The sequence below is a fragment of the Novosphingobium sp. ZW T3_23 genome, from assembly GCF_044987305.1.
In the GTDB taxonomy this organism is placed as follows: Bacteria; Pseudomonadota; Alphaproteobacteria; order Sphingomonadales; family Sphingomonadaceae; genus Novosphingobium.
Genome location: NZ_JBJDRF010000015.1, coordinates 54,270 through 80,882 on the forward strand (window position 1 = coordinate 54,270; position 26,613 = coordinate 80,882).

Annotated in this window: 26 protein-coding genes; 13 read left to right on the forward strand and 13 right to left on the reverse strand. The window is 64.6% G+C overall.

The features are described 5' to 3' along the window. Window positions 1-107: 107 nt before the first annotated feature. From mmsB to ACI3K3_RS10610, 7 genes are all read right to left on the reverse strand, one after another. A complete protein-coding gene (gene mmsB, locus ACI3K3_RS10580; protein ID WP_404913544.1) occupies window positions 108-977 on the reverse strand; it encodes a 3-hydroxyisobutyrate dehydrogenase in 870 nt (289 codons plus the stop codon). Window positions 978-1,044: 67 nt separating this feature from the next. Continuing rightward, window positions 1,045-1,827, reverse strand: a complete 783-nt coding sequence (locus ACI3K3_RS10585; RefSeq protein ID WP_404913545.1) for an enoyl-CoA hydratase-related protein — start codon at window positions 1,825-1,827, stop codon at window positions 1,045-1,047. Window positions 1,828-1,838: 11 nt separating this feature from the next. After that, window positions 1,839-2,210: a hypothetical protein gene (locus ACI3K3_RS10590; protein WP_404913546.1), complete on the reverse strand. Its 372-nt coding sequence runs from the start codon at window positions 2,208-2,210 to the stop codon at window positions 1,839-1,841. After that, window positions 2,207-3,280, reverse strand: a complete 1,074-nt coding sequence (locus tag ACI3K3_RS10595) for an enoyl-CoA hydratase/isomerase family protein (RefSeq protein ID WP_404913547.1) — start codon at window positions 3,278-3,280, stop codon at window positions 2,207-2,209. The genes ACI3K3_RS10590 and ACI3K3_RS10595 overlap by 4 nt, the downstream gene beginning before the upstream one ends. Before the next feature lie 13 nt (window positions 3,281-3,293). Then, window positions 3,294-4,436, reverse strand: a complete 1,143-nt coding sequence (locus ACI3K3_RS10600; RefSeq protein WP_404913548.1) for an acyl-CoA dehydrogenase family protein — start codon at window positions 4,434-4,436, stop codon at window positions 3,294-3,296. Window positions 4,437-4,463: 27 nt separating this feature from the next. After that, the gene (locus tag ACI3K3_RS10605; RefSeq protein WP_404913549.1) at window positions 4,464-4,958 is read right to left on the reverse strand and encodes a hypothetical protein; all 495 of its coding nucleotides are present in this window, start codon (window positions 4,956-4,958) and stop codon (window positions 4,464-4,466) included. Window positions 4,959-5,084: 126 nt separating this feature from the next. Beyond that, window positions 5,085-6,578 carry a CoA-acylating methylmalonate-semialdehyde dehydrogenase gene (locus ACI3K3_RS10610; RefSeq protein ID WP_404913550.1) on the reverse strand — a complete coding sequence of 498 codons (1,494 nt, stop codon included), beginning with the start codon at window positions 6,576-6,578 and terminating at the stop codon, window positions 5,085-5,087. 145 nt (window positions 6,579-6,723) lie between these two features. Here ACI3K3_RS10610 and ACI3K3_RS10615 point away from each other — a divergent pair, with 145 nt between their 5' ends. The 4 genes from ACI3K3_RS10615 (at window position 6,724) to ACI3K3_RS10630 (ending at window position 9,790) form a co-directional block, all read left to right on the forward strand. Beyond that, entirely contained in the window at window positions 6,724-7,617 is an 894-nt protein-coding gene (locus ACI3K3_RS10615; protein WP_404913585.1) for a LysR family transcriptional regulator, read from the forward strand. Between the two features lie 26 nt (window positions 7,618-7,643). Beyond that, the gene (locus ACI3K3_RS10620; protein WP_404913551.1) at window positions 7,644-8,135 is read left to right on the forward strand and encodes a flavin reductase family protein; all 492 of its coding nucleotides are present in this window, start codon (window positions 7,644-7,646) and stop codon (window positions 8,133-8,135) included. 73 nt (window positions 8,136-8,208) lie between these two features. Continuing rightward, the gene (locus ACI3K3_RS10625; protein WP_404913552.1) at window positions 8,209-8,961 is read left to right on the forward strand and encodes an SDR family NAD(P)-dependent oxidoreductase; all 753 of its coding nucleotides are present in this window, start codon (window positions 8,209-8,211) and stop codon (window positions 8,959-8,961) included. Window positions 8,962-9,004: 43 nt separating this feature from the next. Then, the gene (locus tag ACI3K3_RS10630; protein WP_404913553.1) at window positions 9,005-9,790 is read left to right on the forward strand and encodes an alpha/beta fold hydrolase; all 786 of its coding nucleotides are present in this window, start codon (window positions 9,005-9,007) and stop codon (window positions 9,788-9,790) included. A 4-nt stretch (window positions 9,791-9,794) separates the two neighbouring features. Here the strand turns inward: ACI3K3_RS10630 and ACI3K3_RS10635 are convergent, their stop codons facing one another. The 3 genes from ACI3K3_RS10635 to ACI3K3_RS10645 form a co-directional block, all read right to left on the reverse strand. Continuing rightward, window positions 9,795-10,646: an SDR family NAD(P)-dependent oxidoreductase gene (locus ACI3K3_RS10635; protein WP_404913554.1), complete on the reverse strand. Its 852-nt coding sequence runs from the start codon at window positions 10,644-10,646 to the stop codon at window positions 9,795-9,797. After that, the gene (locus ACI3K3_RS10640; protein WP_404913555.1) at window positions 10,646-11,983 is read right to left on the reverse strand and encodes a cytochrome P450; all 1,338 of its coding nucleotides are present in this window, start codon (window positions 11,981-11,983) and stop codon (window positions 10,646-10,648) included. Before ACI3K3_RS10640 ends, ACI3K3_RS10635 begins: the two co-directional genes overlap by 1 nt. A gap of 102 nt (window positions 11,984-12,085) precedes the next feature. After that, a complete protein-coding gene (locus tag ACI3K3_RS10645) occupies window positions 12,086-12,421 on the reverse strand; it encodes a 2Fe-2S iron-sulfur cluster-binding protein (protein ID WP_404913556.1) in 336 nt (111 codons plus the stop codon). A gap of 240 nt (window positions 12,422-12,661) precedes the next feature. On the opposite strand from ACI3K3_RS10645, the gene ACI3K3_RS10650 reads away from it, so the two are divergent. The 6 genes from ACI3K3_RS10650 to ACI3K3_RS10675 are packed head-to-tail and all read left to right on the forward strand — an operon-like array spanning window position 12,662 to window position 19,440. Beyond that, on the forward strand, window positions 12,662-13,948 hold the full coding sequence (locus tag ACI3K3_RS10650) for an amidohydrolase family protein (protein WP_404913557.1): 1,287 nt from the start codon (window positions 12,662-12,664) through the stop codon (window positions 13,946-13,948). Window positions 13,949-13,959: 11 nt separating this feature from the next. After that, window positions 13,960-15,387 (forward strand): SRPBCC family protein, encoded by a 1,428-nt coding sequence (locus tag ACI3K3_RS10655; RefSeq protein WP_404913558.1) that lies wholly within the window; start codon window positions 13,960-13,962, stop codon window positions 15,385-15,387. Continuing rightward, window positions 15,387-16,139 carry an SDR family NAD(P)-dependent oxidoreductase gene (locus ACI3K3_RS10660; protein WP_404913559.1) on the forward strand — a complete coding sequence of 251 codons (753 nt, stop codon included), beginning with the start codon at window positions 15,387-15,389 and terminating at the stop codon, window positions 16,137-16,139. The genes ACI3K3_RS10655 and ACI3K3_RS10660 overlap by 1 nt, the downstream gene beginning before the upstream one ends. Then, on the forward strand, window positions 16,136-17,296 hold the full coding sequence (locus ACI3K3_RS10665; protein ID WP_404913560.1) for a CaiB/BaiF CoA transferase family protein: 1,161 nt from the start codon (window positions 16,136-16,138) through the stop codon (window positions 17,294-17,296). The genes ACI3K3_RS10660 and ACI3K3_RS10665 overlap by 4 nt, the downstream gene beginning before the upstream one ends. Then, a complete protein-coding gene (locus ACI3K3_RS10670; protein WP_404913561.1) occupies window positions 17,283-18,491 on the forward strand; it encodes a CaiB/BaiF CoA transferase family protein in 1,209 nt (402 codons plus the stop codon). Before ACI3K3_RS10665 ends, ACI3K3_RS10670 begins: the two co-directional genes overlap by 14 nt. Before the next feature lie 25 nt (window positions 18,492-18,516). Then, complete coding sequence (locus ACI3K3_RS10675; protein ID WP_404913562.1) at window positions 18,517-19,440, forward strand: TIGR03619 family F420-dependent LLM class oxidoreductase; 924 nt, start codon at window positions 18,517-18,519, stop codon at window positions 19,438-19,440. 49 nt (window positions 19,441-19,489) lie between these two features. On the opposite strand, the gene ACI3K3_RS10680 is transcribed toward ACI3K3_RS10675, so the two are convergent. Then, window positions 19,490-21,793, reverse strand: a complete 2,304-nt coding sequence (locus ACI3K3_RS10680; RefSeq protein ID WP_404913586.1) for a TonB-dependent receptor — start codon at window positions 21,791-21,793, stop codon at window positions 19,490-19,492. A 254-nt stretch (window positions 21,794-22,047) separates the two neighbouring features. Between ACI3K3_RS10680 and ACI3K3_RS10685 the strand changes: the two genes are divergently transcribed. Together ACI3K3_RS10685 and ACI3K3_RS10690 are read left to right on the forward strand one after the other, a co-directional pair. Further along, the gene (locus ACI3K3_RS10685; protein WP_404913563.1) at window positions 22,048-22,452 is read left to right on the forward strand and encodes a Zn-ribbon domain-containing OB-fold protein; all 405 of its coding nucleotides are present in this window, start codon (window positions 22,048-22,050) and stop codon (window positions 22,450-22,452) included. Beyond that, on the forward strand, window positions 22,452-23,636 hold the full coding sequence (locus ACI3K3_RS10690) for a thiolase family protein (RefSeq protein ID WP_404913564.1): 1,185 nt from the start codon (window positions 22,452-22,454) through the stop codon (window positions 23,634-23,636). Before ACI3K3_RS10685 ends, ACI3K3_RS10690 begins: the two co-directional genes overlap by 1 nt. 58 nt (window positions 23,637-23,694) lie before the next feature. On the opposite strand, the gene ACI3K3_RS10695 is transcribed toward ACI3K3_RS10690, so the two are convergent. Continuing rightward, entirely contained in the window at window positions 23,695-24,885 is a 1,191-nt protein-coding gene (locus ACI3K3_RS10695) for an acyltransferase family protein (RefSeq protein WP_404913565.1), read from the reverse strand. Window positions 24,886-25,063: 178 nt separating this feature from the next. Here ACI3K3_RS10695 and ACI3K3_RS10700 point away from each other — a divergent pair, with 178 nt between their 5' ends. After that, window positions 25,064-26,089, forward strand: coding sequence for a LacI family DNA-binding transcriptional regulator (locus tag ACI3K3_RS10700; protein ID WP_404913566.1), 1,026 nt, complete (start codon window positions 25,064-25,066; stop codon window positions 26,087-26,089). Here the strand turns inward: ACI3K3_RS10700 and ACI3K3_RS10705 are convergent. Continuing rightward, window positions 26,055-26,531: a VOC family protein gene (locus tag ACI3K3_RS10705; protein WP_404913567.1), complete on the reverse strand. Its 477-nt coding sequence runs from the start codon at window positions 26,529-26,531 to the stop codon at window positions 26,055-26,057. The genes ACI3K3_RS10700 and ACI3K3_RS10705 overlap by 35 nt on opposite strands. Window positions 26,532-26,613 lie beyond the last annotated feature (82 nt).

The following is a 26,613-nucleotide window of genomic DNA, read 5'->3' on the forward strand; positions in this document are numbered from 1 at the left end:
GCAGTCGGACCAAGGGGATGAAGGTTCCGCGGTTCGTGCTGGAAAGGCAGAAACGGGAGGAAAGCGGGGAAGCATAGCGCCCCGCCCAGCTCCCGCCGCTTTCGGCTTCAAAGCGTCGTGAAGATCGCCCCGAAGTCCTTTCCGCCGTTGCCTGCCTCCACGAAGGCCTCATAGATCTTCGTCGCATGTTCGCCCATCGGCACTGTTGCGCCGGAGGTTTCCGCGCCGGCCATGGCCAGTCGCAAATCCTTCAGCATCAGCGCCGAGGCGAAGCCCCCGGCATAGCCGTTGTCTGCCGGGCTGGTCGCTCCCACGCCGGGCATCGGCGTATAGTCGTTAAGGGACCAGCAGTAGCCGGTGGCCTTGGAGCTGATCTCATAGAAGGTCTGCGGGTCGAGCCCGGCCTTCTGCGCCAGGGCCAGCGCCTCACAAGTGCCGATCATATGGATCGCCAGCAGCATGTTGTTGCACATCTTGGCAACCTGCCCTGCCCCCGTCTCGCCCGCGTGGATAACTGCCTTGGCCATGGGGTCGAGCACCGGATTCGCGCGCTGGAAGACCGCTTCGCTTCCTCCGACCATGAAAGTCAGGGTTCCGCCATTCGCCGCCGCGATCCCTCCTGAAACGGGCGCGTCGGCCATTTCGTAGCCCGCGGCCTGCGCAAGAGCGACCACATCGCGCGCCGTCTCCAGGTCGATGGTGGAGCAATCGAGGAACAGCGCGCCCACCGGGGCATGGCCGAAGACCTCACCGGTGTAGACCGAGCGCACGATCGCGCCGTTCGGCAGCATGGTGACGACCGCATCCACGCCCTGGACCGCTTCGGATACCGTGCCGAAAGTCGTGCACCCCTGCTCGGCAGCCTTGGTTACGGCTTCGGCGGAAAGGTCGAAGGCGCGGACCTGATGCCCTGCCTTGACGAGATTGGCAGCCATTCCGCCGCCCATGTTCCCGAGGCCGATGAAAGCGATTTTCATGACGTTCTCCAATCTCTCATGCAGACGTAACCCGTGATCCCCGCGCGAAGCGGGATCACGGGCACTCTCACTTGCCCTTCCAGACCCCCGGCCGCTTCTCGACGAAGGCGGCCATGCCTTCGGCCTTGTCCTCGGTCGCCGTCAGCACCTGGAACATGCGGCGCTCCATGATGAGGCCCGTATCGAGAGTGGTTTCGAAGGCCAGGTTGACCATTTCCTTGTTCATCATCGCAGCGAGCGGCGGCATTCCAGCGATAGCCTCGGCCGCCTTGAGCGCCTCGTCGAGAAGCTGGTCCAGCGGCACTATGCGGCTGACAAGGCCCGAGCGCTCGGCTTCGGCGGCGTCCATCATGCGGCCGGTCAGGCACATGTCCATGGCCTTGGCCTTGCCCACCGCGCGGGCGAGACGCTGCGACCCGCCCATGCCGGGAGCGACGCCCAGCTTGATCTCGGGTTGGCCGAACCTGGCATTCTCGGACGCGATGATGAAGTCCGCCATCATCGCCAGTTCGCAGCCGCCGCCCAGCGCGAAACCGTTCACGGCGGCGATCCAGGGCTTGCGCGTGGTCTTGACGATCTGGCTGGTCCAGCCCGCGAAGAAATCCTGCGCGTAGAACTCGGCGCCTGCCTTATCGACCATTTCCTTGATGTCGGCGCCCGCTGCAAAGGCCTTTTCGCCAGACCCGGTGATCACGGCGCAACCCTGCGAGGCGTCCGCTTCGAAAACGGCGAAGGCCTGGATCAGGTCGTCGAGAACCTTCGAGTTCAGCGCATTGAGCGCCTGCGGCCGGTTGAGCGTGATGAGGGTTACTTTGCCCTTCTTCTCGACCAGGATCGTCTCATAGCTCATCGCGGATTCCTTTAGGTATTGGCTTGGCAGGTCTCGGCTTGCCAATTGCCTTCGATGTTGGCGATCAGCGCGGCGAGATGCGCCGGACTGGCATGTTCGTGGGCTTCCTCGGCCGAGGTCAGGCTATTGTCGTAGGGGATCGGCTCGTCGAACTGGTCGGTGGCGAGATCCCAGAACCGACCCTGGATCCGGTTGTAGAAGTGCGTGCCGCCCTTCGTCGCCGTCTTTACGATGTCCCCGCCGAAATAGTGCTGCACCGCCAGCGCCGTTACCGCGCATTGATTGCGGCATGGATTGGCAGGATCGAAGGTGTCGGAAATGGTATTGGGGGCCCAGGATTTCTTGACAAGGTGATAGAACTCGATCGGATCTGCGAACGTCAAGAAGGCCTCCATTCCTGCTCCGGCGAGAGGGGCGCGAAAATGGCGTCCAGCATGGCCGATGTCACTTCGTCAGGAGACGGCGGGTTCCATTGCGGCGCGTGGTCCTTGTCGACGATCACGGCCCGAACGCCCTCGGCGAAGTCCGGCAGGACCAGCACGCGGCTGCCGATCCGGTATTCCATCGCCATGTTCTGCGCGAAAGTGTCCAGCGTCAGCGAGGTCGCGAGTTGGCGCAGCGCCACCTTGCAGGCCTGGGGACTCTTGGTGCGCAAAGTGGCCAGTTCCTTCGCCGCCCATTCACTGTCCTCGCTCTCCAGTGAAGCGAGTATCTGTTCCAGGGTATCGAAAGCGAAATGCTTGCGGATCTGCGCCGCGTGGGCGGCGATCTTGGGTTCGGGCGACTTCACCGAAAGCGCCCCGAGTACGCCGCCGATCTCGTGCCCGGCGGCGATGCGGCGCTTGGCTTCGGGCAGCGCGTCGCTCGGCAGGTAATGCGTGGCCAGCCCTGCCCATAGGCATTCGGCGCCATCGAGCCGTGCTCCGGTGAGCGCAAGGTATTGGCCCAGCCTGCCGTCCAGACGCGAAAGGTACCAGCCGCCGCCGACATCGGGGAACAGGCCGATGCCGGTTTCGGGCATGGCGAAGCGGGTGTGTTCGGTCGCCACGCGGTACTGTGCCGGCTGCGAGATGCCGACGCCGCCGCCCATGGTGATCCCGTCCATGAAGGCGACTACGGGCTTGGCGTAAGTGAAAAGCTGATGGTTGAGCCGATATTCGGCGAGGAAGAACTTTCGCCCTTCCTCCCCGTGGTCCTCCAGTGCGGAACGGCGCAGCAGGTTGATGTCACCGCCCGAGCAGAACCCGCGTCCTTCGCTATGCTCGATCATCACGGCCTTCACGCCGTCTTCACCGCTCCATTCGGCCAGCAATGCGCGCATCGATTCGCACATGCCGAGCGTCAGCGCGTGGATCGCCTTGGGGCGATTGAGCGAGATCACCCCCGCTACGCCTTCGCGGCGATCAAGGATTTCCGCAGCCTGGGCCTCGGCGGGCAAGGTATCGGTGGTCATTCGCTCTGGCCCCTTACTTGAGGAGGTCGCGGCCGATGATCATGCGCATGACCTCGTTGGTGCCTTCGAGGATACGATGGACGCGAAGGTCGCGCCAGAACCGCTCGATGGGATAGTCGCGAAGATAGCCGTATCCGCCGAACAATTGCAGCGCGCGATCGACCACCGAGGATCCAGTGTCGCTGGCCATCATCTTGGCCATCGCGGCGAACCGCGTCTTGTCCGGCGCGCCGGCCGTGACCTTGGCGGCGGCGAGATAGAGCAGCGCGCGGGCGGCCTCCAGTTCGGCAGCCATGTCGGCAAGACGGAACTGGGTGTTCTGGAATTCGGCGATCGGCTGATCGAACTGCTTGCGATCCTTCACATACTGCACCGCCTCGTCGAGGCAGCGCTGCGCGCCGCCAAGCGAGCAGGCGCCGATGTTGAGGCGTCCACCGTCAAGACCGGCCATGGCGAACTTGAAACCGTCGCCCTCGGCACCGACGCGGTTCTCCACCGGGATCCGGGCGTCCTCGAAGATCACCTGCGCGGTGGGCGAGGCATTCCAGCCGAGCTTCTTCTCCGGCGCGCCGAAGCTGACGCCGGGCGTGTCCTTGTCGATAACGAAGCAGGAAATCCCGCGCGACTTGTGCTCGCCGGTGCGGGCCATAACGACATAGACGTCGTTGTAACCCCCGCCGGAGATGAACTGCTTGGTGCCGTTGAGGACGTAGTGATCGCCATCAAGGCGAGCGGTCGTCTTGAGCGCCGCTGCGTCCGAGCCGGAACCCGGTTCGGTGAGGCAGTAGGAGCCGATCTTCTCCATCGTCACCAGATCGGGCAGGTAGCGGTCCTTGAGCTGCTGGTCACCGAACCTGTCGATCATCCACGCGACCATGTTGTGGATCGAGATATAGGCGCTCGTCGCCGCGCAGCCGTAGGACATGGCCTCCATGATCAGCGCCGCATCGAGGCGGCCGAGGCCGATACCGCCGCTTTCCTCCGAGACGTAGATCGCGCCGAAGCCCAGTTCTCCTGCGGCTTTCCAGACCTCGACCGGATAGTGGTGCTTCTCGTCCCATTCGGCGGCGAAGGGGGTGATACGATCGGCGGTGAACTTGCGCGCGGTCTCCTGGATCGCAAGCTGGTCCTCGGTCAGGCCGAACTGTTCAGTCATCTCTTTCCCTGTCAGGTGCAAATGCGTCTAGGAGCACTTGGTATAGGTCAGCGTGCCGGGCATGGCATCCGGTCCGGTATCCTTGCGGATCAATGTCTTGCCGTCGTCAGCAGAGGAGAGCGAAACGTCAAGCTTCCAACTCTGCCCCTCCCCCGTAAAGGCGAATTCGCCGTCGAGAGCGGTGGGAGAGCCGGACCTGATCGTGCCGAGCTTCGCCACCGATTCGTAGAACTTCAGCGTGTCGGCATCGATCGTGACCAGGCCCTTGGCATCGCCCATCGTGCTGGTGCAATCGGCATCGACAAGCCCCCACCTGCCTTGCAGGGCAGTCGGGATCGCCGTCGGAAGAGTCGCCGGCTCGCTGGCGGGCATCGTTGCCGTTTCCGGCGATGAGGCGTCCGGCAACCCGCTCGCCGTTTCCGTGGCGACAGGCTCGGCCGGCTTTTTCGAACAGCCGGCCAGACCCAGCGCGAGCATCGACACGACCAGGGCGGGGGTGAATGCACTGCCGATCTTCATCATCAGGCGTCCTTTCCTTTCAGCGGGCGTTCCCGAGAGAACACCCGCCTTGCGTAACCTGTTCCGAGCGAAACCGCGATGGGCCCTGTTGACCTGCCCCGCTTTTCCGGCGCCCCTGTTCCGGCCCCGTCAGCCCATCGTCGGAATGATGAAGGCGCTGTCTCCAGCACCGCCATCGGGCCAGCGCTGGGTCACGGTCTTCACCTTGGTCCAGAAGCGCACGCCTTCCATGCCGTACTGGTTGTGATCGCCGAAGGCCGAACGCTTCCAGCCGCCGAAGCTGTGGTAGGCGACCGGCACCGGGATCGGCACGTTGACGCCAACCATGCCCACCTGCACGCGATTCACGAATTCGCGCGCGGCGTGTCCATTGCGCGTGAAGATGGCGACGCCGTTGCCGTACTGGTGCTTCGTGGGAAGCTCCACGGCTTCCTCGAAGGTCTTGGCGCGGACGATCTGGAGCACCGGGCCGAAGATTTCCTCCTTGTAGGCACTCATCTCGGGCGTCACGTGATCGAACAGCGACGGGCCTACGAAGAAGCCTTCCTCATACCCCTGGAGCGAGAAGCCGCGACCGTCCACGACCAGCTCCGCCCCTTCGTCGACGCCGGTCTGGATCCAGTTCTCGATCTTCTGCTTGTGCACGGCGGTGACGACCGGGCCATACTGTGCCTCCGGATCGTTCGACACACCGACCTTCAGCTTGTCGATCGCGGCGATCAGCTTTTCACGCAGGATATCGGCAGTCTCGTCACCCACCGGCACGGCGACGGGCAGCGCCATGCAGCGCTCGCCCGCCGAGCCATAGGCCGCGCCCATGATGTCGTTGACGGCCTGGTCCATGTCCGCATCGGGCATGACGATGGCATGGTTCTTCGCGCCGCCCATCGCCTGCACCCGCTTGCCGGCGGCAACGCCGCGCGAATAGACGTAGTGCGCGATATCGGACGAACCGACGAAGCTGACGGCGGCGATGCCCGGATGGTCGAGGATCGCGTCCACCATCACCTTGTCGCCATGGACCACCTGCAGCACGCCTTCAGGCGCGCCCGCTTCCAGGAACAGTTCGGCAAGGCGATTGGGCACGGAAGGATCGCGCTCGGAAGGCTTGAGAATGAAAGTATTCCCCACCGCAACGGCGGGCGCGAACATCCACATCGGGATCATCGCCGGGAAATTGAAGGGCGTGATGCCCGCTCCCACGCCAAGCGGCGCGCGCAGCGAATAGACGTCGATGCCGGGGCCCGCGCCTTGGGTATATTCGCCCTTGAGCATATGCGGGATGCCGCAGCAGAACTCCACAACCTCAAGCCCGCGCTGGATGTCGCCCTTGGCGTCGTCCACCACTTTGCCATGCTCGCTCGCCAGCAGTTCGGCGAGGCTTTGCATGTTCTGCTCGATCAGTTCCTTGAACTTGAACAGCACGCGGGCACGGCGCTGGGGGTTCATCGCCGCCCACTTGGGCTGCGCCGCCTGCGCCGTCGCCACCGCGCGGTCGAGCAGCGCCGCGTCGCCCAGCGGCACCTGCGCCTGCACCGCGCCGGTGCTAGGGTTGAAGACATCGCCGAGACGCGCGGCCGAACCGCCGCTTCCACCGACAACGAAGTGGTCAATCAGGCGCATTCCTCATCCTTTCGCAATATATTCGGCAAGCACTCCAGGTGCTCTTTCCACGGTAGGTGGTCCCGGTCCGATTTGCAGGCAAGCTGAAAATACGCCATCGATAACTGCACATCTGCAGCCTTCAGGACCACTTTCCGCCGTGACGATGCCCTCGATCGACTGGAGCGACTATCAGGCCTTCCTCGCCATCGCCCGGGCGGGGCAACTGGCGGGCGCCGCACGCGCGCTGGGCGTCGACCCCACGACCGTGGGCCGTCGCCTGCGCCGCCTGGAGGCCTCGCTGGGCACTGCCCTCTTCGAGCAGACGCGCAGCGGGCAGGATCTTACCGAGGCGGGCGAGGCCCTGCTCTCCTCGGTGGAAGCCATGGCGAGCGCGGCTGGACGGATCACCGAGCAGACCGAAGGAAACGACGGGCTCTACGGCACCTTGCGGATCAGCACTTCGGAGGGGTTCGGGTGCTGGTTCCTCGCGCATCACCTGCCTCTGTTCCAGACGGCGCACCCGCGCCTCGCCATCGATCTCATCGCCAGCAGCGGCTTCCTCAGCCCCACCCGGCGCGAGGCGGACGTCGCCGTGATGCTCTCACGCCCGCGCACCGGGCCGCTGGTGGCGCACAAGCTCTCCGACTACACGCTGCGGCTTTACGGAACGCAGGACTATCTGGAGCGTCACGGCACGCCCACCCGCCCGGCCGACCTTCTCGATGGCCACGCCCTCGTCGGCTACATACCCGACCAGATCTACTCGCCGGAACTGCGGTATCTCGACGAAATCCAGCCCGGCCTGAAAGCCGCAATCCGGTCTCCCAGCATCACCGCGCAGCATAGCCTGGTTGCCAGCGGCGGCGGGCTGGGCGTGCTGCCCTGCTTCATGGCCGAAACCGACCCTCGCCTCGTCCCCGTGCTGCGCGAACGACGCATCATGCGCAGCTTCTGGTTCGTCACCCACCAGGACATACGCAAATTGCCGCGTGTCGTCGCTTTCCGCCAGTGGCTTGACGAAACCGTCGCACGCATGGAGGGAATACTGAAACCCTGATGATTACCGACAGGATGAACCACCCCGTGACCACTACGACCATCGATCCGGCAGAATTCCGCAAGGTGCTGGGCAGCTATCCGACAGGCGTCTGCGTGATCACCGCGCTCGACGACGACCGGCCCGCGGGCATGGTGGTCGGCTCGTTCACCTCCGTCTCGCTCGATCCGCCGCTGGTCGGCTTCTTCCCCGATCGCAAGAGCACCTCCTGGCCGCTGATCGAGAAGGCCGGGCACTTCTGCGTGAACGTCATGGCAAGCGACCAGACCGCTGTCTGCCGCGCCGTCACTGCCAAGGGCGAACAGAAGTTCGTCGGGGTCGATTACATCGTATCCGATCATAATCTGCCAATCATCAAGGATTCGCTCGCCGCCATCGAATGCCGCCTCTACTCGGCAACGGAAGCAGGCGACCACTGGTTCGTGCTGGGCGAGGTGCTGCGCATGGAAGTCGTTCGCGAGGACGATCCCATGCTGTTCCACAAAGGCCGCTACGGCGGTTTTGCCGAGCGGATGTAACCTCGCTTCTTGACTCTCGCGGCGCGTGCTGTTCACCCGTTCAGCACAACAGCCATTGGCGAGAGGAAAAAGCATGACACGTTCGCTTGAAGGCAAAGTCGCCGTCGTCACCGGTGGCGGCTCGGGCATCGGGCGCGGCATTGCCATCCGGCTGGCGGAGGACAAAGCCTCGATCGCCGTATGGGATCTCAACCCCGAAGGCGCGGCCGAAACCGTGCGCCTGATCGAAGCCGAAGGCGGCAAGGCCATCGCCGTCACCGCAGACTGTTCCGACAAGGCCGCGATCAAGGCCGCTGCCGACAAGACGCGCGACACGTTCGGCCCGATCGGGATTCTTGTGAACAATGCGGGCATCGCCCCCTTCACGCCCTTCCTCGACATCGAGGAGGACGAGTTCGACAAGGTGATCCGCATCAACCTCAAGGGCCCCTGGCTGGTCACCAAGGAGATCGTGCCCGACATGCTGACCGCAAAGTGGGGCCGGATCATCAACATCACCTCCTCGTCCACGCAATCAGGATCCTTCGCGCAGAGCCATTATGTATCGTCGAAAGGCGGGCTGCTGGGCATGACCAAGGCGCTGGCGATGGAACTGGGCGGCACCGGCATAACCGCGAACATGATCCCGCCGGGCTCGATCGACACGCCGATGCTGCGCCAGGCGCCGATCGACGCCGACGCCTATGGCAAGTCGCTGCCGGTCAAGCGGTTGGGCCAAGTGGCAGACATCGCCGCGGCCGCCGCTTTCCTCGCCTCGGAAGAAGCCAGCTACATGACGGGGCAGACGATCAGCACCAATGGCGGGCGCTACATGGGCTCGGCCTGATTTGTCAGTGCGTCATGTCGGCCGGCGCGCTAGCCTGGCCGGCATGACGCAGGACTTCATCATCGAGGCGAACGGAGCCGATCTGGCAGGTTCGCGGCGCGCAGGGACGGGAACGCCCCTCGTTCTGGTCCACGGATTCGGCGGCTCCCGTCATGATTGGGAGCCGGTCGAAGCCGCCCTGCCCGCCGGTCTGCCGTTAATCGCCTACGACCAGCGCGGCTTCGGCGATTCTTCACATACAACCGGCCAGCCCTATTCCCACGCAGCGGACCTGATGGCGCTGCTCGACGAGCTGGATATCGAACGGGCGGACTTGTGCGGGCTCTCGCTTGGCGGCGGCACCGTGCTCAATTTCGCCCTTAACCATCCGGAGCGTGTGCGGAAGCTGGTTTTGGTCAGCCCGCTCATGGTGGGCTGGTCATGGAGCGAGGACTGGATCGCGCGCTGGAAGGCCATCGGCAGGGCCGCGCGCGGTGGCGACCTCGTAACGGCGCGCGATCTCTGGTGGAATCACCCCCTGTTCGAGACCACGCGTGAGGGCGACGGCGCTGCGCGTCTTCGGGCCGGGATCGAAGCCTTTCACGGCCGACAATGGGTACAGGACGACCACCGCCCCGAACTTCCGGAAGTGGACCGCCTGACCGAACTCGCCGCGCCGACGCTGCTCCTCACCGGCAGCCACGACACCGAGGATTTCCGGCTCATGGCCGACCTGATCGATGCCGCAAGCGAGTATGTGACCCGAATCGATTTCCAGGGCTTCGGCCACCTGCTCAATCTGGAAGTGCCGCAACAGATCGCTCACGAGATCGCCGGGTTCCTGCGATAGGCCGCTAGGCAGGCTGCTCCATAGCTGCAAAGGCTGCCGCCCGGGCTTCGAAAATCTGCTCCAAATGGTTGACCGGATCTCCCACGGTCACGCCGCCTTCCACCGGAATCACCGCGCCGGTCATGTGGCGCGAGCGGTCGCTGGCGAGGAACAGGGCAACTTGCGCCACGTCCTCCGGCTCGCCCCGACGCTTGATCAGCTGGTTGGAGAGGTAGACGGCGTTCACCCCCTCCTCGATCCGCGCGGCAAGGCCGGTGTCGGCGCCCTGCTCTCCGAACGAGGACAGTTCGGTGCGCACGTGCCCCGGCACGATGCAGTTCACGCGGATGCCATGCCGGGCAAGGTCGATGGCAGAGGACTTGGAGAACTGGATCAGCGCCGCCTTCGATGCGCGATAAGTCATCATCGCATGGCCCGCCAGCAGGCCCGCGATCGAGGCGTTGTTGAGGATCACGCCACCTTTTCCAGACTCCGCCATGATCCGCGCCGCATTGCGCGTGCCCAGCATCGGGCCGAGCACGTTGACGCGCATCACCCGGTCGAAATCCTCCAGCGTATCGTCGAGGAAGCTGGGAAACGCGCCGCAGGACATGCCCGCATTGTTGAACAGCACGTCGATCCCGCCGAAGCGCGAGACGGCAAGGTCGATCATCGCCTCCACCGCCGCCGGATCGGCCACGTCCGTGCGCTGATATACCGCCGACTCGCCCAGCCGCTGTGCCAGTGCCTCGCCAGCCTCGTCGGCAATATCAGCGATGACGACCTTGGCCCCCTCCGCCACGAACAGTTCCACCGTAGCGCGGCCGATGCCGCTCGCCCCGCCGGTGATGACGGCGACTTTGCCTGCGAGTTCCATCAGCGTGCCTCGAACGTGATCGGCAACGACTCGATGGTGCGCGTGGCGACGGTGGGCGTGTAGCGGATCGCGCTTTCGGGAATGGCCAGCTTCAGGTTCTTCATCTGCCGGGAAATCTCCCGCGCAGCCACCTTCACTTCCATGCGCGCCAGGGCCAGGCCGACGCAGCGGTGCGGACCGCCGCCGAAGGCGACATGGCGGCCGAGATTGGCCCGCGTAATGTCGAACTTGCGCGGCTCCGGGAACACCGTCTCGTCATCGTTACCCGATCCATAGACCAGCAACATGTGCGCGCGCGCCGGGATCGTCGTACCGTTCACGGTGACTTCGCGCGTGGTCATGCGGCTGAGCGCGCGGACGGGCGGCTCGGCCCGCAGATGCTCCTCGATGAAGCGGTTGAGCTGGCGATCGTCGTCCACCACGCTCTCCAGCAGTTCGGCCATGCCGGGCCTCGTGGTGAGCACGTAGAACAAGTTGCCGATCGCGGTCGCGGTGGTGTCATTGCCCGCGATCAGCGTCGCCCGAACGAGCGAGACGGCTTCCGCGAAAGTCAGCTTCTCCTTGCTGCCGTCCTCATTGGTGACTTCCGCGTTGACGAGATCGGAGATCATGTCTTCCGACGGATTCGCCTCCCGCTCTTTCATCTTGCCAATCAGGTACTGCTGCAATTCGGCGATCTGCGCGGCATTGGCCAGCATCGTCTCTCGGCTCTGCATCGCGCCGATCTGCGCGGTGACCGCGACCGACCAGCGCGAGATCTTCTCCTCCATGCCCTGATCGAGCCCGAGCTGCTCCACGATCACGCGGATGGTCAGCGGGATGGCGATGTCCTTCACGGCATCGCACGCGCCCTCCCCGCGCGAAACGACGCCGGCGATCACATCGCGCACGACTTCGGTTATGCGCGGCTCCAGTTCCTTGACGCGATGGGCGGTGAAGGCCTGCTCCATCAAGCGGCGGATGCGCGTGTGATAGGGCGGATCGGACATGATCGCGTCGGGGAAATAGCCGCCGCCATGCTCCTCAACATAGGCTTGGAACTCCTCACGCATGCCGCGCGCCTGCTGTTCGGAATAGCCGTGCTTGACCGAGAAAGTGACCGGATCGGACTGAATCTTCGAAATATCCTCATGCCGCGTCACCAGCCACGAGCCGAGCCGCTCGTCATAGTGGATCGGATCGCCGTGGCGCATCGCGCGGTAGAACTGGTTGGGCTGCGCCTGGATCGCGGTGTCGGCCAGCGAGCCGCTTGCCAGCAGTGCCTGTTCCTCGGCCGTCAGTTCCTGGCGCTCACTGACACGATCTTCACTCGTCCCGATTTGTGCTGACGTCGCCATGTGCCTGTCCCGTATGCTTGTCTTTGCGATCTTCTATGGACTGGATAGCGACGGCCAGCCATGCCCGCCCTCGAACCCAGGCTTGCCCCGACGGGCACACTCTCAGTAGCCGGAAGCAGGCGCTACGGTCACTTCCAGCCCGTCCAGATCGCCCGTCATCTTGATCTGGCAGCCGAGGCGGCTGGTGTCCTTCATGACGTCCGCCACCATGTCGAGCATGGCGAATTCGACGTCATCGGGCTCGCCCACTTCGTTCCACCAGTCTTGCGCGACATAGACGTGGCAGGTGGCGCAGGCGCAGCCCCCGCCGCAATCGCCCATGATCCCGTTGACCCCGCGCGCTCGGCCCAGCTCCATCAGGCTGACGCCCGCGTCCACGTCGGAAAATTCGTGCTTCATGCCGTCGATGTCGGTCATGGTGACATGAAGGTTGCCCATAAATCCGGCCCGGTCCTCTTCGTTTGATTTTCACTGGTGATGCCGCAGCCCCCGGCCCGCGCAAAGCGCTCCCCATGCCGTGCCACTTGCCCCTGCGGGAAAACCGCCACCACGAAGCGGGGCGGCGTTCCGGTACAGGACAAGCCCTCTGCCCGGCCCGTCATTTGCCGCGCCCGCCGCCGCTCCTAACCTGCGAAACGACATCCGCGAGGATACGCGCGGCCAGCAGGAGAAAAAAACGTGGGGCGGACACTGATCCAGAACGCCACGATATTCGACGGGACAGGAAGGGCCGCGATCAAGGGAGACCTCGCTATCGAGGGCAACCGCGTGATGTCGGTCGGCCAACCCACGACGGCAGGGCCCGAAGACGTGGTGATCGACGGCACCGGCCAGTTCTGCATGCCCCGCATGGTCGAAGGCCACGCGCACCTCTCGTTCGAGAACGTCTGCGCGACCGAGGACCTGATCACGCCCTGCCCCGAAACCCAGGTCTTCACGGCGGCGCGCGGTGCCAAGGCGCTGATCGAGGCGGGCTTCACTTCTGCCTATGGCGCCTCCGAGGCCAAGCTGAAACTCGCCGTCGCCGTGCGTGATGAGGTCAACGCCGGCCGCATTCCCGGCCCACGCATCCGTGCCGGCGGCCTGGAAATCTCCGTCACCGGTGCGATGGGGGACGAAAGCAAGCTGCACAACCCGAGGCAAGGCCCCTCCGCCATCGTCGACGGCGTGGAAGAGATGCGCAAGACCGTGCGCCTCCACTGCCGCGAGGGGATCGACAATGTGAAGCTCGATGTCTCGGGCGACCCGTTCTACCCCGGCACCCCCGGCCACACGACGCCGATGACGTTCGAGGAAGTGCGCGTCGCCGCCGAAACCGCCCATGCCTATGGCCGCAAGATCAACGCCCACACGCGCTCGATCGAAGGATCGAAGCACTGCGTCCGCGCGGGCGTGGACGGCCTGTTCCACTGCGAATACGCTGACGAGGAACTGCTGGACATGATGGAGGAGGCGCGGGACCGCATCTTCGTGGTGCCCACCGTCGGCCTCTTCGCGCAGATCATGGCGGGTGAGGCTTCGGCCCACGGCCTTTCGCCCGAAGTCGGCGGGTACATGAACATCCCGGACCTGCTGGAAAACTCGCTGAAGACGCACACCGAACTGCGCAAGCGCGGCATCCGCCACCTGATCGGCGGCGACTACGGCTTCGGCTGGAGCCCGCAGGGCACGCAGGGGCGCGACCTGAAATCCTTCGTCGATTTCTACGGCTACACTCCGGCCGAAGCGCTGGTCTGCGCCACGCGCAACGGCGGCCTTGCGATGGGATACGGCGGCGAACTCGGCACTTTACAGCCGGGCAAGCTGGCGGACCTGATCCTGATCGACGGCGATCCGATCGCCGACATTGCCATCCTCGCCGGGCCGGAAAAGGTCTCCTTCGTGATGAAGGACGGTGTGGTCCAGAAAATCAGCCCCGCCCTCGCCGTGGGCGCGAATACGCTGACGCTCGAAGCGGCGGGATAAGGAGCCTCGGAATGAATGTCGCCACCGGAACGCTGAAGCCGGGCGAAGCCCGCTGTCCCGCCGAATCCACGCAGAACATCATCGCTGCGGACCGCAATGCCGCCCCCGCCTGGGCCGCCAGCGAAAGCTATCACTACCTCGGCAGCGAGGATGTTTCCAAGGAACGCTACACCGATCCCGCCTTCGCCAGGCAAGAGTTCGAGCGGATGTGGACGCGCACCTGGCAGATGGCCTGCCGTGAGGATCACATTCCCGAAGTGGGCGACTATTACGTCTACGATATCGGCGCCTATTCCTTCGTCGTAACGCGCTGTGATGATGACGAAATCCGCGCCTACTTCAACGCCTGTCTCCATCGCGGCACCAAGCTGAAGCCGTCCGGCACGGCAGGCTTTGCGGCAAACCTCAAGTGCCCGTTCCATGGTTGGACCTGGAACCTCGACGGGTCGCTGAAGGAAATCCCTGAGAAGTGGGACTTCGCCCATACCGCCACCCGGAAGATGTGCCTGCCCGAGGCGCGGGTGGAGCGGCTGGGCGGCTTCGTCTGGGTCAACATGGACCCGGCCGCGCCCAGCCTTGAAGACTACCTCGGCGCCGAGGCGCTGGCCCATCTCAAGGCGTGGAAGCTGGAGGACCGCACCATCTACCTCCACGTCCAGAAGAGCTATCCCGCCAACTGGAAGCTGACGATGGAAGCCTTCATGGAGGCCTATCACGTTGGCGACACCCACCCGCAAGTGGCGCCCGCCAACGGCGACGTGAACTCGCAGTACGACGTCTATGGCGATCACGTGGACCGCTTCATTTCCACGCTGGGCGTGGTCAGCCCCAAGCTGCGCGACAAGTACAGCGAGGCGGACATCATCGCCAACTTCACGCTGGGCGACAGTTCCTCGCTCGGCGGCAGCAAGCCGGAACTGAAGGCTGGCGAACGCGCGCGGCAGGTGATGGCGGACATGTTCCGCGATATGTTCGAGACGGCCACCAACACCGATCTCAGCCATATCTCGGATACCGAACTGCTCGATACCTACAGCTACACGTTCTTCCCGAACCTGTTCCTGTTCCCCGGCATCTCGCTGCCGATGATCTACCGCTTCCGTCCCGACGCGCGCGACCATCGCCGCACGATCTACGAAGTGATGTTCATGCGTCCCAAGCCCAAGGACGGCAGCGAGGTGGAGACCGCCGAAGTCGAGATACTGCAGGACCACCAGTCCTTTGCCGAGGCAGAGGGCATGGACCCCGGCTTCGGCCATATTCTCGATCAGGATACCGACAACCTCTACGCCCAGCAGGAAGGGCTGGAAGCCAGTGCCAAGCCGGGCCTGACCTTGGGCGACTATCAGGAAGTGCGCGTGCGCCACTTCGAGCAGACCATCGACAAGTACATGGCGATGCCCCCCTACCGCCCCGACTACCAGGCCTTGCAGCGCTGATGGCGTTCTCGCTTTCAGGCCGCACCGTCTTCGTGGCCGGCGCCTCCTCCGGGATTGGTGCGGGTTTCGCGCGCGCTATCAGCGCAGCGGGAGGAAAGGTCGTGCTGGGCGCGCGGCGGGTGGAGCGCTGCGAGGCGCTGGCGGCGGAACTGGGCAATGCGCTGGCCGTCGAACTCGACGTCACCAGTGAGGTTTCCGTGCGCGCAGCCTTCGACGCGGCCGAAGCGCGGTTCGGCATGATCGACGGCATGATCTGCAACGCGGGCGTCGCCACCGGCGGCCGCTCGACCGATGTCCCGGAAAACGGCCTGCGCCGGGTGCTCGACACCAACCTGCTCGGCGCCATGCTGGTCGCCCGCGAAGGCGCGCGGCGGCTGATCGTTGGGGGGAGCCGCGAGCACGGACAGGGCCGCGTGGTGCTGATCGGTTCGATCACGGCGCAGCAGAACGGCACCGGCGATGCCATGTACGCCGCAACCAAGGCGGGCCTCGCTCACCTCGGCCGGCAACTGGCGCGCGACTGGGTGCGGCAGGGGATCAACGTGAACACCATCCAGCCCGGCTGGATGGCCACCGAAATCAACACGGACTGGTTCGCCAGCGAGCGCGGACAGGCCGACATCGCCGCCCTGAACCGCCGCCGCCTGCTCGATGCCGAGGCCCTGACGCCCATGCTGCTCTACTTGCTTTCCGACGCCTCCGCGCAAGTAACCGGGGCGACGTTCACCATTGATGACGGACAGTCCCTATGACGAGCAGAGGCGCCCTCGACGGGCTGACCGTGATCGAAACCGCGGAGCGAGTGAGCGGCGAATATACCGGCAAGCTGCTGGCCGACCTCGGCGCCGAAGTCATCAAGGTCGAGCGCCCTGGCGGCGCCCCCACCCGCGCGATGGGCCCGTTCGCGGCGGGGGAATCGACGCTGTTCGCGTACCTGGGCACCAATAAGAAGTCGGTCGTCCTCAACCTTGCCGACGCCTACGACCGCGCGGTGCTGGACCGCCTGCTCACCCGCGCCCATGCGCTGATCGACGATCACGACGCCGGGTGGTGCCGAGCCATGGGTCTGACGCCCGAAATGATCGCCGCCGCCTATCCGAAGCTGGTCCACACGCTCATCACACCGTTCGGTCAGGGAGCCCCGGCCGAGTGGCAATCCGCCCGCCCGGTCAACGTCATCGCCGCTGGCGGCTGGGCCTATCACAGCCCCAGCGAAACGCCCGCCGACAAGCCCCCGCTGAAAGGCGCCGGCCGCTTCCTATCCGACTACGAAGCCGGGATCGACGCCGCGCTGGCCACCATGGCCTCGCTGCTGCGCCTGCGCCACACGGAACAAGGGCAGTTCGTCGATCTCTCCGAAGTCGAAGTGCAACTGAACCGCATCGACTGCGTGCTGGGCCGAATGCTCGCGGGCGAGGTCGAACCCAGCGATGCGCGCACCGCCTACGACATGGGCGGCCCCGGCACCTCCTTCGCCTGCCGCGACGGCCACGTCTTCCTGCTGATGACCACGAAGGCGCACTGGAAAGGCCTCTGCGCGCTGATGGGCGATCCGGCCTGGGCGGACGACCTTCGCGAGGACTGGCTGGAGTTCGACTGCACCCCGCCCAACGTCGCCCTATTCCGCGAACGCTTCTCAGGGTGGATCGCGCAGCAGGACAAGCACCCGATTACCGAGGCCGCGCAGAAGGCCGGCGTCGCCATGGTCCCGGTCCACACGGCCGAAGATCTGCCACGCCACGAACAGTTCGCCCATCGCGGCTTCTTCCAGCAGGCGGTGCATCCGATATTCGGAGAAGTCTCGTATCCCACCGCCGCCTACCGTATGAGCGCCACGCCGGTCTCGATCAAAGCCCCAGCCCCTCGTCTCGACGCGGATCAGGTGGAGGTTTTCGATGCCACTTCCTGACAGACGAGGCCCCCTCGCCGGTATCCGCGTGGTCGAACTCACCAAAGTCTGGGCCGGGCCCTACGCGGGCAAGTTGCTCGCCCATCTCGGCGCGGAAGTGATCAAGATCGAATCCCGCTCCAACCTCGACGAAATGCGCGCCTATGGCGGCGTGGACATCGACGCGGCGCCTTACTTCCTCTCGATCAATCAGGAAGTCCTCTCGGTTCAGGTCAACATGAAGACCACCGAGGGGCTCGACCTCGTGAAGCGCATGATCGCCAGCGCCGACATCCTGATCGACAACATCCGCCCCGGCGCAATGGAGCGGTCCGGCCTCGACTACGAAAGCCTCAAGGCGATCAAGCCGGACCTGATCCAGTGCGCGATCAAGATGTGGGGCAGCGACGGGCCGCTGGGCTATCAGACCGGATATGCCCCCTGCTTTGCGGCGCTCTCCGGCCTCACCGCGCTGGTCGGGCATGAGGGCGAGACGCCGAAGGGCATGAACATCCGCTACGGCGATTCCACGGCAGGTGCCCTCGCCGCGCTGGCCTGCTTGGCGGCGCTCCACCACCGCGAGAGCACCGGCGAAGGCCAGTTCATCGACCTGTCGGCGGTGGAAGCGATGACCAGCCTCGTCGGCGACAGCCTCTTCGCCGCCAGCGTGACCGGAACCGTTCCCGAGGCCGACGGCAACTTCCATCCGGAGATGTGTCCGCACGGCTTCTACCCTTGCTCGGACCAAAGCTGGACAAGTATCGCCGTGGCGAACGGGGCCGAATGGCGCGCCCTGTGCGACGTTCTCGACGCCCCCGCCCTCGCCGCCGATCCGCGCTTTGCCGGCCTCGCAAAACGGCTGGCCCATCGCCACGAACTCGACGCCGAACTCGCAGCGATCACCCGCTCATACGAAGCCGCCGACCTTGCCGAAAAGCTCAGAAACGCGGGCGTTCCCGCGTTCAAGGCGATGAGTTCGATGGACCTCTGCTCGGACGCCTTCCTCTGGCAGCGCGAGGCCTTTCGCATTGTCAGCGACAACCGCAATGGCACTCGCCCGATCATCGGTCCGTCATGGCGGATCAGCCCCGATGGCCCCACCGTCGAACGCGGTGCGCCCTTGCTCGGCGAACACAACGCTTACGTCTATCGCGAAATCCTGGGCTTGTCCGAAGGCGAAATGAACGATCTGATCGCGCGGAAAGTGATCGACTGAAGCGATCACGCGGGAGGGGATCGATATGAAACTGGCCTTTGCCATGCCGCACATGCTCGAACTCAAGGCAACGATGCAGCCCTGGGAGACCGCCGTGACCGGCGCCGACCAGACCGCACTTGCCAAATGGGCGGAAAACTTGGGCTTCGAGATGATCGCGGTCCCCGAACACCACATCATCCCCAAACGCCACGTGGAGCTTTCCGGCCCGTTCTACTTCAACGCCTTCACCGCCATGAGCCACTTCGCAGGAGCGACCGAGCGTGTGCGGGTCAATTCCTGCATCGCTATCCTTCCGGCGCAGCATCCGATCGTGACGGCCAAGGCACTGGCGACGATGGACTGGCTTTCCTCCGGCCGCGTGACGATCACTTTCGCGGTCGGCTGGCTAGAGGATGAGTTCGCGCTGCTGGGCATTCCCTTCCACGAACGCGGGGCCATGGCCGACGAATATATCCAGGCCATCCTTGCACTCTGGACTCAGGAGAACCCGGAATTCGAGGGCAAGTACGTCTCCTTCCGCGATGTCGCTTTCGAACCCAAACCGGTGCAGAAGCCGCATATCCCGGTGTGGTTCGGTGGCGACGCCGATGCCGTGCTGAAACGCACCGCCCGCCATGCGCAGGGTTGGTGGCCGTTCCTCACGAAGCCGGAGACGATCCCGGAGCGGCTGGACTTCATCCGCTCGCAGCCCGACTACAACGGGCAGCTCTCGGACGTGTTCTACGGCATTTCCACCGCCCGTGTCGGCGAAGGGCACAAGGTGCTGGACTCCGATCCCCGCGCTCGCCCCGGCCAGTCGAAAGAGGAACTGATCGCCCGCCTTGGCGAACTGGCGGAGTTGGGCGTCACCTGGAGTTCGGTGCCGATCCCGCCGCTCTCGGGCATCGAAGCCTACCGCGATTACACCCAGTGGATCGCGGAAGAGATCATGCCCGCCGTCCGATGATAGCGCCGGGTGGTGCCTGCCGAAACGGCCGCACCACCCGGTTACATCATCAGAACTTGCCGGAGAACGAGGCGCCGATCACGCGCGGCTCGTTGAACACGGCGGCCATATAGTTCTCGATCACGCCCTTGAGGTTCTTCTCATTGGTGATGTTGCGCGCGAAGGCGGCGATCTCGTAGCGGCCGTCCGGCGCCGAGTAGCCCACCTTGAGGCCGCCCTCGAAGTCACCCTTCGAGTAGAACTCCCTGGTCTTGTAGAGCACGAAGTTCGTGTAGCCCTGCCACATCCAGTCGGTCGCGGCGAACAGCGAACCGCCGATGCCCAGCGGCACGTCATAGCGAGCCGTGACATTGGCGGTGTACTTCGGCGCATTGGGCAGCCGATTGCCGTCGATCTGGGCGAAAACTCCCCGCGAATTGGTGATCGTCGGATCCTGTACAGTGCAGACCACCACGCCGTTCAGCGCGCAGACCTGGGCGTAGACGTTCTTGTCCTTGATCTCGGTGTGCAACAGGCTGAGCCCCGCCGTCAGCGTCAGGTTGGGGACGGGACGCGCTTCCAGCTCGGCTTCCATGCCGTAGGCTTCCGCCTTGTCGGCATTGAACAGCACGCCGTTGCCGTCGCTGTCGTTGCCGTTGAGCTGGATGTCCTTCACCCGGTAGGCGAAGCCCGAGAGGTTGAAGCGGACCTTGTTGTCGAACAGCTGGGTCTTGATGCCCGCCTCGCCCGAGAGGATCGTTTCCGAATCCGCCGTCGTGAAGTCCGAATTGAACACGGCCGAGCGGCCCTGGATGGTCGGTCCGCGGAAGCCGCGCGCCACGCGGGCGTAGACGTTCACATTGGGATTGACCTCGTAGTTCACGCTGACATCCCAGCTCGGTTCCTCGCCCGAGAGACGCACATAGCGGCGCCCGCGATAGGTCACGACGCCGGCCGCAGTGTCGGCGGTCTTGAGCAGGCGCGTCTTCTTGGTATCCTTGGTGTAGCGGCCGCCAGCGGTCACCGTCAGCCCCTGCGCCAGTTCGTAGCTCACCTGGCCGAACAGCGCCCAGCTGGTGTTCTGGTTGCGCAGACGCACCCAGTTGTTGGGATTGTTGGCCGGCGGCGTCAGGAAATAGGCGCGCTGGTAGAACTCGGTGATGTCGCGCTGGTCGAACCACATGCCGCCGAACTGCCACTTGAAACGGGTGTCGCCATTGCTCGACAGGCGCAGTTCCTGGCTCAGCTGGTCGAGATCGCGCACGTTGCCCTGAGACTGCCCGAAACCGTTGGCCACACCGTTCACCGGGAAGTTCGCACCGGCGCCGCCGTCGGTATCGCCGCGGCTATAGCCCGAAGTCGTCTCCCAGGCGCTGATCGAGGTAAGCGTGACAGGGCCGAAGTCCATCGTGATGCGGTTGGAGGCGCCGTAAGTATCGTAGGCCTGCGGGTTGTTGTGCGCCTCGTCGAGGGCGATCTTGTCGCGCGGCTCGTTGCTGACGTCGTTCGAGCCCTTGGTGAAGGCGGCGCGGTGGAAGATCGTCGAGGTGCCCGAATACTTGCGGGCGTGGAAGCTGGTCAGCATCGAGAAGTCACTGCCGGTCGGCGCCAGCAGCAGCTGCACACGGGCGTCACGTTCCTCGAAGCCGCCCATGGCGTTCTTCTTGGGCGAGACGGTGCCGTCGGCGCTGGGGCCGCTGTAGGTATTGTCGATCCAGTCGTCGCGGCGCTGGTAAAGGCCGGAGACACGCACCGCCAGCACGTCCTGGATGATCGGGCCGCCGACACCGGCATCCACGTTGACCGAATTGTAGGAGCCGTAGCTGGCATTCGCGCGGCCGGTCCAGCGGTCGGTGGAGGGCTTGATCGTGTCGATCTTGATGATGCCGGCCGTGGTGTTGCGGCCAAACAGCGAGCCCTGCGGGCCGCGCAGCACTTCCACCTGGTCAAGGTCGTAGACGGGGTTCGATTTCAGCACGACATGCTCCAGCACCACGTCGTCCTGGATGATCGATACCGGCTGCGACGCGCCCAGGTAGAAGTCGATATTGCCCAGCCCGCGAATGTAGAAACGCGGGAAGATACGGCCCGTGGTCGTCTCGGCATAGAGGCCCGGAACGCGGCCGGACAGGGCCAGAATGTCGTCGCCCGCGGCCTGAAACGAGCGGAACTGGTCGCCGCCTACCACGCCGACGGAGATCGGAACCTGCTGGAGGTTCTCGGTCCGCCGCTCCGCCGTAACCACGATATCGCCAAGGCCTTCACCGGAAGACGCGGCGCCAGAAGAGGCATCCTGCGCGAAAGCATGGGTGGAAATACAGATGGCACCAAGACCGCAGGTCAGATGGAGAGCATTGCGGGCGATAAATTTCATGGACACGTCGCATTCCCTGTTGGCAAGTAAACCGGCAGGGCGGTTACTTCCCCTCGATGACAGTCCTGTTACCGAACTTTGCCAGGCCATGTTCTCCCGACGTATATCCGGGGAATTGAACTTTTTCGCATCGCACTTTCCCATGTCTTGCGACATTTGCGCAACGCTCGCGCCCCCGCGATCAATCCCCTTGCATCCTTGACGGTATTGCTCCGCGCGGGAATTTTCGCGGTCGACGAGGGAGAGAACAGGACATGACGTTACCCAGGCCCCTGCCAAGGCTGGACCAGGAAAACACCGCCTTCTGGACGGGCGGCGGCGAAGGTCGGCTCAACATTACCAAGTGCGGGGATTGCGGGCAGTTCACCCATCCGCCGCGCCTGCTGTGCCGCCATTGCCAGTCCGAAAACGTCGCGCCCGAAGCGGTGCCCGGCACCGGCACGGTCGACAGCTTCACGATCAATCACCAGCCCTGGGCCAAAGGCCTGGAGGTGCCCTACGTGATCGCCCGCGTGAAGCTCGATGGCGTTCCCGGCGTCTATCTCACCACCAACATCGTCGACTGCCCCGTCGAAGCCGTCGACTTCGACGACAGGGTTCGCGTCACGTTCGAGGAACAGGACGGCGTGTTCTTCCCCCTCTTCAGGAAAGTGGACTGATGGCCAGCAAGCCCGCACATCTCAGGGAAGCCTACATCACCGGCGTCGGCCAGTCCGAAGTCGGCGTGCGCCTGCCGCGCCATCCCCTGCTGCTGACCGTCGATGCCGTGCGCGAGGCGCTGGACGATGCCGGCCTCACGCTCGACCAGATCGACGGCGTGTTCACTTATCCCGGCAAGATGAACGGCTATACCGCGTTCTCCCCGGTCGCCAGCGAGGATCTCATCGAAGTCCTCGGCATCAAGTCGAAATGGCACATGGGGGCGATGGAGCAACCCGCGCAGCTTTCGGCGATCGGCGTGGCCGCCATGGCCGTGAAGCAGGGCCTATGCCGCCATGTGATCTGCTTCCGCACGGTCTACGAAGCCGGCGGCATGGCCGATCCCGCGCAATACATGGCGGGCGCGAAGCAGGACAAGGTCTCCGGCGCATCGCAATGGACCAGCCCGTTCTGGGCGACTTCGGCAGCCTGCTGGACGGCGCAATATGCTGCCCGGCACATGCATCGCTACGGCCTCACCCGCGAACAGCTTGGACAAATCGCCATCAATGGCTCGAAAAATGCCATGGCGAACCCGCGCGCCCGCGCGATCACCAAGGAAGAGCTGACGCTGGACAAATACATGGCCGCGCGCATGATCACCACGCCGCTCTGCCTCTACGATTGCGACCGTTTCTCGGACGCTTCCACCGTCGTGATCGTCTCTGCCGGAGATGCTCTGGACGAAGTGTCCGCCAAACCCGTCCGCATCGCCGCGATGTCGGGATCGGTGGACCGGTATTCCTGGGACCAAGTGGAGGAATTCGCCGCCTACGAAACCGGCGCGGACCTCTGGAAGCGCACGGACTATACCACCGCCGACGTCGATACCGCGCAGTTCTACGACGGCTTCGCCTTCCTGCCGATCACCTGGCTTGAGGGTCTGGGGTTCTGCGAGAAAGGCGAAGGCGGCCGTTTCATCGAGGGCGGCAGACGCATCGCGCGCGACGGGGAACTGCCGCTCAACACCTTCGGCGGGCAATTGGGAGCAGGCCGCCTGCACGGTTTCGGCTTCGCCCATGAAGCCGTCACCCAGCTTCGCGGCAAGGGCGGTGAACGGCAGATCGCCGGTGACCCCAAAGTGGCGGTGGCCACGTCCGGCGGCGGTCCGATGGCGGCAGCGCTTCTGCTGGCGCGGGACTGATCGAAAGGGCGCCCCGGCTCTCTGAATGGTGGAGCCGGGAGTGCCTATCGAACCGGTTTCAGCCTGCCGAAGCGAGGGCGGGTTTCGTCTCGTCCGAAGTTTTGCGCGCGCGCTTGCGCTTGAGGCCGATAAGCGGACGCAGCGGTCCGATCTCGCGCCCGATCAGATAGAATATCCAGGATCCACCCGCCACCGCCGCGCAGAGCGTCAGGAATTCCGCCAGGGCACCGAGCCCCATGTCGCGGATGCCGTAACTCACGAAGACCATGACCGTCTGATGGGCGATGTAGATCGGGAACACGGCCTCGACCAGCGTGGTGCGCCACCGATGGTCGAAGTTCCAAAAGCGGTCGGCAATGCCGAACAGCGCGATCACGGTGCCCCAGCACTGCACCGACTTTGCGAAGGAAAGCGGTTGCTGCCAATCGACCGGGGTCGGGATGTTGCCGGGATAGAGCAAGGTGTCGCCCATGACCCAGGCATAGCCCAGCATGCCGAGCACGAGCGCCAGCTTCCACTGACGGGCGATGGCCGCCCGCATCGGCTCCGAACCACGCAGCAGGAAACCGAACAGGAACATTCCGAAATAGTGCAGGTGCGCGCTGCGATCCTGGAGGAAGTTGTGCATGTCGGTCCAGCCATAAGGCAACATGCGGATCAGGAAGATCAGCCCGATGCCGAGCGGCAGCAGAGCCGGTCCCGAAAGTAGCCACTCACCGCCCCGCCGCAGGCCTGCGCGCCATGCCTCCGGCAGCAGCATCAGCCCCGCGCAAAGCGCCAGGGTGTAGGCAAGCAGATAGATCACGAACCACATGTGCATGGTCGCGGGAAGAACTTCATAGCTGACCTTGTGGAACAGGAACGCATCGTGAAGCAGGAAATAACCATAGCCATGGTCATATCCGCTGTTGACGAGGCCCATGTAAGGTTGCGGCGGCACCACCACAGTCAGACCGAAAAGAAGAGGAATTCCAAGGCGAAGGATGCGACTCTTCAGGAACGCCCGATTGTCGCCGTCCTTTTTAAGCAAGGCGGCGCTGGCATAACCGGAGATCGCGAAAAGCAGGGCGAGCCGCCATGCACTCAGCCCGAGCAGCGGAATTTCCGCCCAGCTCACGACGCCGCGAGTGGGGGTCTGATAACCCCACGGCGTGAACGAAAAGCCTACATGGTAGAAGATCAGCAGAACGAAGGCGCCTACGCGCAGCCAATCCATGCCATAGTGGCGTTGCGACGGGGCAGGCTTCATCGTTCTCCGGTGGGGTGGGCGGGTCCGCCAGTGCGGAAGCATCGCTCACTTAGGGATTTCGCGGCTTTTCCGCAATGACCGGGTTGTATCAGGTCGTCGCAGCAGGGCCATCGGGGGATCTGTCCAGATCGGACCGGACAACGCTTGGCCCCCTGCCCCCGCTCGACAAGATGGCGCCATGCCTGCTCCCCCGCATCCCACCATGAACGATGTCGCCAGTCAGGCCGGCGTATCCCGCAAGACGGTCAGCCGCTTTATCAACGGCACCGCCCCCGTGGCAGACGAGACCCGTGCCCGAATCCTCACCGCCATGGCGCAACTCGGCTTCGGCTCGGCCCGTCCGATCGTCCCCCCAGGCATCCCGGCAAGCGATGATATCGTTCTTCTGCACGACGGCAGCGCCCCGGAACTGACCATGCTCGTAGAGGCGACCCTGGCGGACGAAGGCGCTGTCCGCATGCTCGCACTTCGGATGGGCGGCGACGATCCGGCGGGCCACTTGCGTCGCTTCCTCGTCCGCAATGTTCCAAACGGGGTCGTGCTTCTTCCTCCACTCTCGGACCGGGAAGAGCTTCCGGCGATTTGCGCCGAGGCGGGGATTCGCTGCGCACGCCTCGGACACGCAGACCTGGCGTGCGACGATCGCGCCGCCATGGCCCAGCTCGTTCACTGGCTGGTGGCCGAGGGGCACGGCCGGGTCGGCTTCATCTCGCACGCGGACAGCTCCCTTTCCGGCAGGCTTCGTGAGGAAGGCTACGTGGAAGGCATGGGGCATGGCCTTCGCAACGGCCCCCTGATGATCGTGCCGGGAGACGGCAGCCTCGCTTCCGGGTTCGCCGCCGCACAAATCCTGCTGGACGTGAGTCCACGCCCCGGTGCAATCGTCGCAGGCAATGACGAGATGGCGGCCGGCGCGCTTCAGGCCGCAGCGCAGGCCGAATTGATGGTGCCGCGCGATCTGTCGGTGATAGGCTTCGAAGACCTGCCCATCGCGGCCAAAACCTGCCCCCCGCTCACCACCATGCGTGTGCCCTGGCAGGCTATCGCGAAGGAGGCTCTGGCGCGATTGCGCGACGGACGGGTGTCGCGCCATACTTTCGCGATGGATATCGTCGTGCGCGGATCGGCCCGGCCCCTTGCCCGACCCGACACTCCCGCACGCCTCACCCTCAGGACACCCCGGCGCGAAGGTCTTCGAGAGTGAAGCCGTTATCCTCGGCGCATTGCTGCACTTCGATCACGTTGCCCTCCGGGTCGTAACCGTAGAGCGTTTTGACATGCCCCATGTCCACGAAGGAACGATCGTTGAAGGTCATACCGCACAGTTCCAGGTGAGCGATGTCGGCTGCGATATCCGTCACGTCGATGCACAGATGCGTATATCCCCGGTCGTGAGGGCGAAGCGGCGGGGAGGCGCTGGGGGGCGGCGCGGAATAGGAGAAGAGTTCGAGATAGCACTGCCCGGCCCTCAGCATGACGCCGTTCGCTGCGGACCCCGGCACATCGACGATCAGATCCATCACCGCCTCATCCTGCCAGCCGAAGCCCTCGCCGACGGGCTCGAAGCGCAGGGCCTCGACGTAGAAACGCGTCATCCGATCGAGGTCGCGGCAGTTTACGCCGATATGGTGAACGCCCCTGATCATCCCTGCTCCCCGCCCTGCGCCGCTCCCACGCTACTCCCGCGCGGCACCGGCGAACAACGACAACGGCTTGACCGGAAAGGAT

Coding starts and splice junctions, on each gene's coding strand:
- mmsB (WP_404913544.1), bottom strand. CDS start 977: ATGAAAATCGCTTTCATCGGCCTCGGGAACATGGGCGGCGGAATGGCT.
- ACI3K3_RS10585 (WP_404913545.1), bottom strand. CDS start 1,827: ATGAGCTATGAGACGATCCTGGTCGAGAAGAAGGGCAAAGTAACCCTC.
- ACI3K3_RS10595 (WP_404913547.1), bottom strand. CDS start 3,280: ATGACCACCGATACCTTGCCCGCCGAGGCCCAGGCTGCGGAAATCCTT.
- ACI3K3_RS10600 (WP_404913548.1), bottom strand. CDS start 4,436: ATGACTGAACAGTTCGGCCTGACCGAGGACCAGCTTGCGATCCAGGAG.
- ACI3K3_RS10605 (WP_404913549.1), bottom strand. CDS start 4,958: ATGATGAAGATCGGCAGTGCATTCACCCCCGCCCTGGTCGTGTCGATG.
- ACI3K3_RS10610 (WP_404913550.1), bottom strand. CDS start 6,578: ATGCGCCTGATTGACCACTTCGTTGTCGGTGGAAGCGGCGGTTCGGCC.
- ACI3K3_RS10615 (WP_404913585.1), top strand. CDS start 6,724: ATGCCCTCGATCGACTGGAGCGACTATCAGGCCTTCCTCGCCATCGCC.
- ACI3K3_RS10625 (WP_404913552.1), top strand. CDS start 8,209: ATGACACGTTCGCTTGAAGGCAAAGTCGCCGTCGTCACCGGTGGCGGC.
- ACI3K3_RS10630 (WP_404913553.1), top strand. CDS start 9,005: ATGACGCAGGACTTCATCATCGAGGCGAACGGAGCCGATCTGGCAGGT.
- ACI3K3_RS10635 (WP_404913554.1), bottom strand. CDS start 10,646: ATGGAACTCGCAGGCAAAGTCGCCGTCATCACCGGCGGGGCGAGCGGC.
- ACI3K3_RS10640 (WP_404913555.1), bottom strand. CDS start 11,983: ATGGCGACGTCAGCACAAATCGGGACGAGTGAAGATCGTGTCAGTGAG.
- ACI3K3_RS10645 (WP_404913556.1), bottom strand. CDS start 12,421: ATGGGCAACCTTCATGTCACCATGACCGACATCGACGGCATGAAGCAC.
- ACI3K3_RS10655 (WP_404913558.1), top strand. CDS start 13,960: ATGAATGTCGCCACCGGAACGCTGAAGCCGGGCGAAGCCCGCTGTCCC.
- ACI3K3_RS10660 (WP_404913559.1), top strand. CDS start 15,387: ATGGCGTTCTCGCTTTCAGGCCGCACCGTCTTCGTGGCCGGCGCCTCC.
- ACI3K3_RS10665 (WP_404913560.1), top strand. CDS start 16,136: ATGACGAGCAGAGGCGCCCTCGACGGGCTGACCGTGATCGAAACCGCG.
- ACI3K3_RS10670 (WP_404913561.1), top strand. CDS start 17,283: ATGCCACTTCCTGACAGACGAGGCCCCCTCGCCGGTATCCGCGTGGTC.
- ACI3K3_RS10675 (WP_404913562.1), top strand. CDS start 18,517: ATGAAACTGGCCTTTGCCATGCCGCACATGCTCGAACTCAAGGCAACG.
- ACI3K3_RS10680 (WP_404913586.1), bottom strand. CDS start 21,793: ATGAAATTTATCGCCCGCAATGCTCTCCATCTGACCTGCGGTCTTGGT.
- ACI3K3_RS10685 (WP_404913563.1), top strand. CDS start 22,048: ATGACGTTACCCAGGCCCCTGCCAAGGCTGGACCAGGAAAACACCGCC.
- ACI3K3_RS10690 (WP_404913564.1), top strand. CDS start 22,452: ATGGCCAGCAAGCCCGCACATCTCAGGGAAGCCTACATCACCGGCGTC.
- ACI3K3_RS10695 (WP_404913565.1), bottom strand. CDS start 24,885: ATGAAGCCTGCCCCGTCGCAACGCCACTATGGCATGGATTGGCTGCGC.
- ACI3K3_RS10700 (WP_404913566.1), top strand. CDS start 25,064: ATGCCTGCTCCCCCGCATCCCACCATGAACGATGTCGCCAGTCAGGCC.
- ACI3K3_RS10705 (WP_404913567.1), bottom strand. CDS start 26,531: ATGATCAGGGGCGTTCACCATATCGGCGTAAACTGCCGCGACCTCGAT.